The 5464-nt window shown below is 34.1% G+C and carries 6 protein-coding genes and 1 pseudogene; 5 read left to right on the forward strand and 2 right to left on the reverse strand.

The window, feature by feature from the left end; all coding sequences use genetic code 11:
* Positions 1-115, reverse strand: a pseudogene (locus tag KI356_RS28740) (MBL fold metallo-hydrolase); the annotation flags it as partial.
* Between the two features lie 335 nt (positions 116-450).
* Here KI356_RS28740 and KI356_RS21970 point away from each other — a divergent pair.
* Complete coding sequence (locus tag KI356_RS21970) at positions 451-1038, forward strand: SCO family protein (protein ID WP_128279907.1); 588 nt, start codon at positions 451-453, stop codon at positions 1036-1038.
* Between the two features lie 36 nt (positions 1039-1074).
* On the opposite strand, the gene KI356_RS21975 is transcribed toward KI356_RS21970, so the two are convergent.
* On the reverse strand, positions 1075-1542 hold the full coding sequence (locus tag KI356_RS21975) for an Hsp20/alpha crystallin family protein (protein WP_002119002.1): 468 nt from the start codon (positions 1540-1542) through the stop codon (positions 1075-1077).
* Between the two features lie 217 nt (positions 1543-1759).
* Between KI356_RS21975 and asnB the strand changes: the two genes are divergently transcribed.
* From asnB to KI356_RS21995, 4 genes are all read left to right on the forward strand, one after another.
* Positions 1760-3661 (forward strand): asparagine synthase (glutamine-hydrolyzing), encoded by a 1902-nt coding sequence (gene asnB / locus KI356_RS21980; RefSeq protein ID WP_128279908.1) that lies wholly within the window; start codon positions 1760-1762, stop codon positions 3659-3661.
* A 91-nt stretch (positions 3662-3752) separates the two neighbouring features.
* A complete protein-coding gene (locus KI356_RS21985; protein WP_212936444.1) occupies positions 3753-4112 on the forward strand; it encodes a GNAT family N-acetyltransferase in 360 nt (119 codons plus the stop codon).
* A 45-nt stretch (positions 4113-4157) separates the two neighbouring features.
* Positions 4158-4493 carry a hypothetical protein gene (locus KI356_RS21990; protein ID WP_128279910.1) on the forward strand — a complete coding sequence of 112 codons (336 nt, stop codon included), beginning with the start codon at positions 4158-4160 and terminating at the stop codon, positions 4491-4493.
* 105 nt (positions 4494-4598) lie between these two features.
* Positions 4599-5464, forward strand: an 866-nt coding sequence (locus KI356_RS21995) for an N-acetylmuramoyl-L-alanine amidase (protein ID WP_212936445.1), incomplete at its 3' end; no start/stop codon positions are given.

Below are 5464 nucleotides of genomic sequence, written 5' to 3' on the forward strand. Positions count from 1 at the left end.
CTACTAGGAAAGAAAAATCTTTTTTGTTTTGCTTTCTCTCTTTACGCCAGCGTAAGAAGGAGCGAATTGATTTTTTTGTACTTACATTATCCATATTTTCATAGCGCTTAGACATGAACATCACCTCATTTAAAATCGTTGTAGTTGTATTGTACCGAAATGTTGTAAAGGAAAACAGTGTTTAACATGGATTAATGTTTAAGTAATTGTAAAAAAATAGGGGGAGGTATTTACAAATTTAACAATGAACTTTGTTTCGCAAATAATGTTTAGAGAAATAATAGTAGTAAAATATATTTTGTCTAGTAATTAGCTTAAAATAAAGAAGTAACATACGTAAAATCGTACGATTTCGTGAACAAATGAAGTAAACAATTTTCTCGTAGTATTTACTTTTGTTATGATGTACATAACTTACATAAATTAAGGGAAGAGAAAAGAGGTTTAATAATGAAGCAGTATCAAAAGTTAATTGGTCTTATGGTTGTATTTTGTCTCTTTGTACTTGCAGGCTGTAGCAGTTCAGGATCAAAATTACGTAAACCGTTAAACTGGGATTTAGAAACTTTCCAATTTACAAATCAAGAAGGAAAGCCGTTTGGTACAAAAGATTTAAAAGGGAAAGTCTGGGTAGCTGATTTCATGTTTACAAGCTGTCAAACGGTTTGTCCGCCAATGACTGCTAATATGGCTAAATTACAAAAAATGGCTAAGGAAGAGAAATTAGATGTTCAGTTTGTTTCGTTTAGTGTAGATCCTGACCTTGATAAGCCAGAAAATTTGAAAGCTTTCATTCAAAAGTTTACAGAAGATACAAGTAACTGGAACTTGTTAACAGGTTATTCACTAGAGGATATTACAAAGTTTTCAAAAGATAACTTCCAATCGCTTGTAGATAAACCAGAGAATGGGCAAGTAATACACGGTACATCTTTTTATTTAATCGATCAAAATGGAAAAGTTATGAAAAAATATAGTGGCATTAGTAATACGCCATACGAAGATATTATACGTGATATGAAGCGATTAGTGGATTAAAAAGAAGGGTGCTTAGCACCCTTCTTTTTTTGTCTTTTAGTCTATGGATAAAATGTCATGCTGTTGTGGCAATTTCGTTGCACGAATTTCTAATACACCGTTTTGATAAGAAGCTTTCGCTGCTTTTTTATTAATTAAATATGGTAACTTAATAATTCTTGACGCTTCCGAAATGGAACGTTCTCGGCGATAATAGTTATGAGATGTTTGTTCTTCTTCTGTCTCTTCAAGTATATCTTCTTTTACAGAGACTTTTAAGTACTCGCTTTGTATTTCAATTTGAATTTGTTCTTTTTGTATACCTGGTAGTTCGGCTGTAACGACGAGTTCGTCACCAACTTCGTATAAATCTACTGGGAATGTTAATAAACGGTTTCCTTTTTGGAAAAAATGATTTAAATCAGCAATTACGCCACGAAGAGGTGTTTGTTCGAAAAAGTCATCAATTTGTTTTAAATAATTACGAACCGGTGGGCGAGAAGAATCTTTTTTTTCTTCACTCATGGTATTCCCTCCTAGAAATCAATTTGCAATATCATATGACAAAAGCGGAGAAAGGTGAGTGCCTAGTTTTCATGTTTTCATAAAAAAATGTTAAAAATGTGAAATGGAGTGAGTTTTTTATAGTTTTTGGTCGCCATATTCAGTTGATTATGCTAGTATAAATAGGGTTGATATAGTAGTATTGAGACAGAATGAAAACTGAAAGAGGGTAAGAAGTATGTGTGGTTTTGTAGGATGTTTATGTGAAAACCCTAGAGAGTTTTCAGAAACAGAAAAACATCAATTTGAAAATATGAACACGATGATTTTCCACCGCGGTCCAGATGACGAAGGATATTTTCGTGATGAACATGTACAATTTGGCTTCCGCCGTTTAAGTATCATTGACTTAGAGGCAGGACATCAGCCGCTAACTTATGAAAATGATCGATATGTAATTATTTTTAATGGTGAAATTTACAATTATGTAGAACTACGTGAAATGTTACTTGAAAAAGGTGCAACTTTTGCTACACAATCTGATACAGAAGTTATTATTGCATTGTATGCACATATGAAAGAAAAATGTGTAGACTACCTTCGTGGTATGTTCGCATTTATGATTTGGGATCGTGAAGAAAAGAAACTTTTCGGTGCACGTGACCACTTCGGTATTAAGCCTTTATACATCGCACAACAAGGTGATACTACATTCTTCGCATCTGAGAAGAAAAGTATTATGCATGTATTGGAAGACAAAGGGGTAAACCCAAAGTCATTACAACACTACTTTACGTACCAATATGGTCCAGAGCCAGAAACATTAACAATTGATGTTAACAAAATTGAGCCTGGTCATTACTTCGTAAAAGAAATCGGTAAAGAGATGGAAATCCATCGCTACTGGAATCCTTATTTCAACGCTTCAAGCGCAACGAAAGAGGAGCATATCCAAGCAATTCGTGATGTACTATACGATTCTGTAAAAGTACATATGCGTAGTGATGTACCAGTAGGTTCTTTCTTATCTGGTGGTATCGATTCATCTATTATTGCTTCTATCGCAAGAGAAATGAATCCAAATCTATTAACATTCTCTATTGGTTTTGAACAACGCGGTTTCAGTGAAGTTGATGTTGCGAAAGAAACTGCTGAGAAATTAGGAGTTAAAAACCATAACGTATTCATTACAGCGCAAGAATTTATGGATGAGTTCCCAAAAATTATTTGGCATATGGATGATCCTTTAGCGGATCCAGCAGCTGTACCATTGTATTTCGTTGCGAAAGAAGCGCGTAAACATGTAACGGTTGTTCTTTCTGGTGAAGGTGCAGACGAGCTATTTGGTGGATATAACATTTATCGTGAGCCAAACTCTTTAAAAATGTTTTCTTACATTCCTAGCCCAGGAAAGAGTGTTCTAAAAGCATTAAGTGGTGCTCTTAAAGAAGGGTTTAAAGGAAAAAGCTTCTTAGAGCGTGGATGTACGCCAATTGAAGAGCGTTACTATGGAAATGCGAAAATCTTCCGTGAAGAAGAGAAAGCTGAATTAATGAAGTATTACGATGAAAGTGTTAACTATATGGATATCACGAAACCATTGTATAACGAAATTAAAGATTATGATGATGTAAGTAAAATGCAGTACATTGATATGTTCACATGGTTACGCGGCGATATTTTATTAAAAGCTGATAAAATGACGATGGCAAACTCATTAGAACTTCGTGTACCATTCTTAGATAAAGAAGTATTTGACGTAGCATCTAAAATTCCGACAGAATTTAAAATCGCTAACGGAACTACGAAAGCTATTTTACGTGAAGCAGCACGCGGAATCGTTCCGGATCACGTGTTAGATCGTAAAAAACTTGGATTCCCGGTACCAATTCGTCACTGGTTAAAAGACGAAATGCATGACTGGGCTATAAATATTATAAACGAAAGTAAAACAGAGCATTTAATCGAAAAACAGTATGTATTAAACTTACTGGAAGCACATTGTGCAGATAAAGGCGATTATAGCCGTAAAATTTGGACTGTACTTGCGTTTATGGTATGGCATCAAATTTATGTTGAGCATAAATACGATACGAATAAGTTCCACGAAGAAACAAAGCGTGCGTATAGCTTAGTTTAATAAAAAACCTTAAGGTCGCATTCGATCTTAAGGTTTTTTTCATAAATTACATTTATTATTGATACAATAATAGTAAAAGGATGGACAACATATGATTACGTTTGAGAAAGTAAATATAGAAAATGAAAGCGCTGTAAAGGAAATGTTTCACTCACACAGCTTAGATGAGAAAAAGGTTCAGTATTGTGTAAAAGTTGATGATACATATATTGGTGTAATAGATTATAGCGTTCAAGAAGAGAGTGCTATTTTGTCACAGTTAATTATTCATTTTGATTATCAAGGTTATGGATATGGGACAAATACGTATTTTACATTTGAAGAAATGATGAAACAGAGAAATGTGAAAGAAATAAAAGTATTGCAAGAGATGTTTACGGAACAAGCTACATCTTTCATAGAGGGATCGGGTTTTATTGATGAAAATGGAATATATGTAAAGAAAATATAGTGAATATTGATTACTTGATAAAATGAATATGGGGTAGGTGAACGTATGACAATGACTGCTGGTCTTGCATTAGTTGGAAGTTGCTTTATTGTAGCAGAGTTATGCCAGATTTTCATTCGAAAAAAAATGTATAAGAAGAGAAGGCCATATGAATTACAATATATACCTGTGTTTGTAATTTTGTTTTGCATGTTATTTGTATTACAAAACGCATCTCATTTCCCGCCTCTTTTGAACATCTTTTTGAAGTTTGGTTTGCTATATAGCGGCGTTGGAATATTTCTTTTATTTCTTTTATTTTGCGTACGTTACATCCACTATCAATCATACATATTCATTTTAAATTGGTTAAAAAAAAGTGATAGAAACCCTCTTACATAAGGGGGGTTTTAATTTGTATTTGTAACGGAACTTGTACAATTAACATAAAATAGGACGAGTAGAAATGAAAGCTTATTACAATAAAGAAAGGAACGAAAAAGATATATGAAACTTGTTATAGACGCAGGGCACGGTGGATATGATTCTGGTGCTGTTGGTAATGGGTTAGTGGAAAAAGAGTTAACACTTCAAATTGCTAGACGTGTGCGAGATATTTTATCTGCAAATTATCCAATCAATATTAAAATGACACGTGATAGTGATGTGTTTATCTCTTTATCAGAACGTGCTAATATTGCTAATTCATTTGGTGCGGATTATTTTATCTCATTTCACATTAATAGTGGCGGTGGCACTGGATTTGAAAGTTATATTTACAATGCGCTATCTAATAGTAGTTCCGCATATGAAAAGCAACAAAAAATGCATGTAGCAGTCAATCCTGTATTAACAAAATACGGCCTTCGTGATCGAGGAGCAAAAAAAGCAAATTATGCGGTACTAAGAGAGACTGCAATGGATGCAATTTTAACTGAGACTGCTTTTATTGATACAACGTTTGATGCTAATTTATTGAAAAACCCACAATTTATTGAAGATTTAAGTCAAGCATATGCAAACGGAATAGCAGCTATTTTTGGAGTAGCTCCAAATCCGAATCCTCCAAATCCACAACCTCCAAATCCTCAGCCAACACCACAAACGAAGGGGATTGCTTATATCCTTGGGAAAAATGTGAATTTAAGAAGTGGTCCATCAACGTCTTCTTCAGTTATTCGTCAACTAAACTCCCCAGAATCGTATGTTGTATATCAGGAAAGTAACGGATGGTTAGACTTAGGAAATGGACAATGGGTGTATAATGATCCTTCGTACATTAATTTTGTAAAGACGAGCAATAGTGATGGAAGCGCAATTGGTGTCGCATATATACAAGGAACAAATGTGAATTTAAGAAGTGGTCCATCAAC

This window comes from Bacillus hominis, from assembly GCF_018332515.1.
GTDB classification, from domain to species: Bacteria; Bacillota; Bacilli; order Bacillales; family Bacillaceae_G; genus Bacillus_A; species Bacillus_A hominis.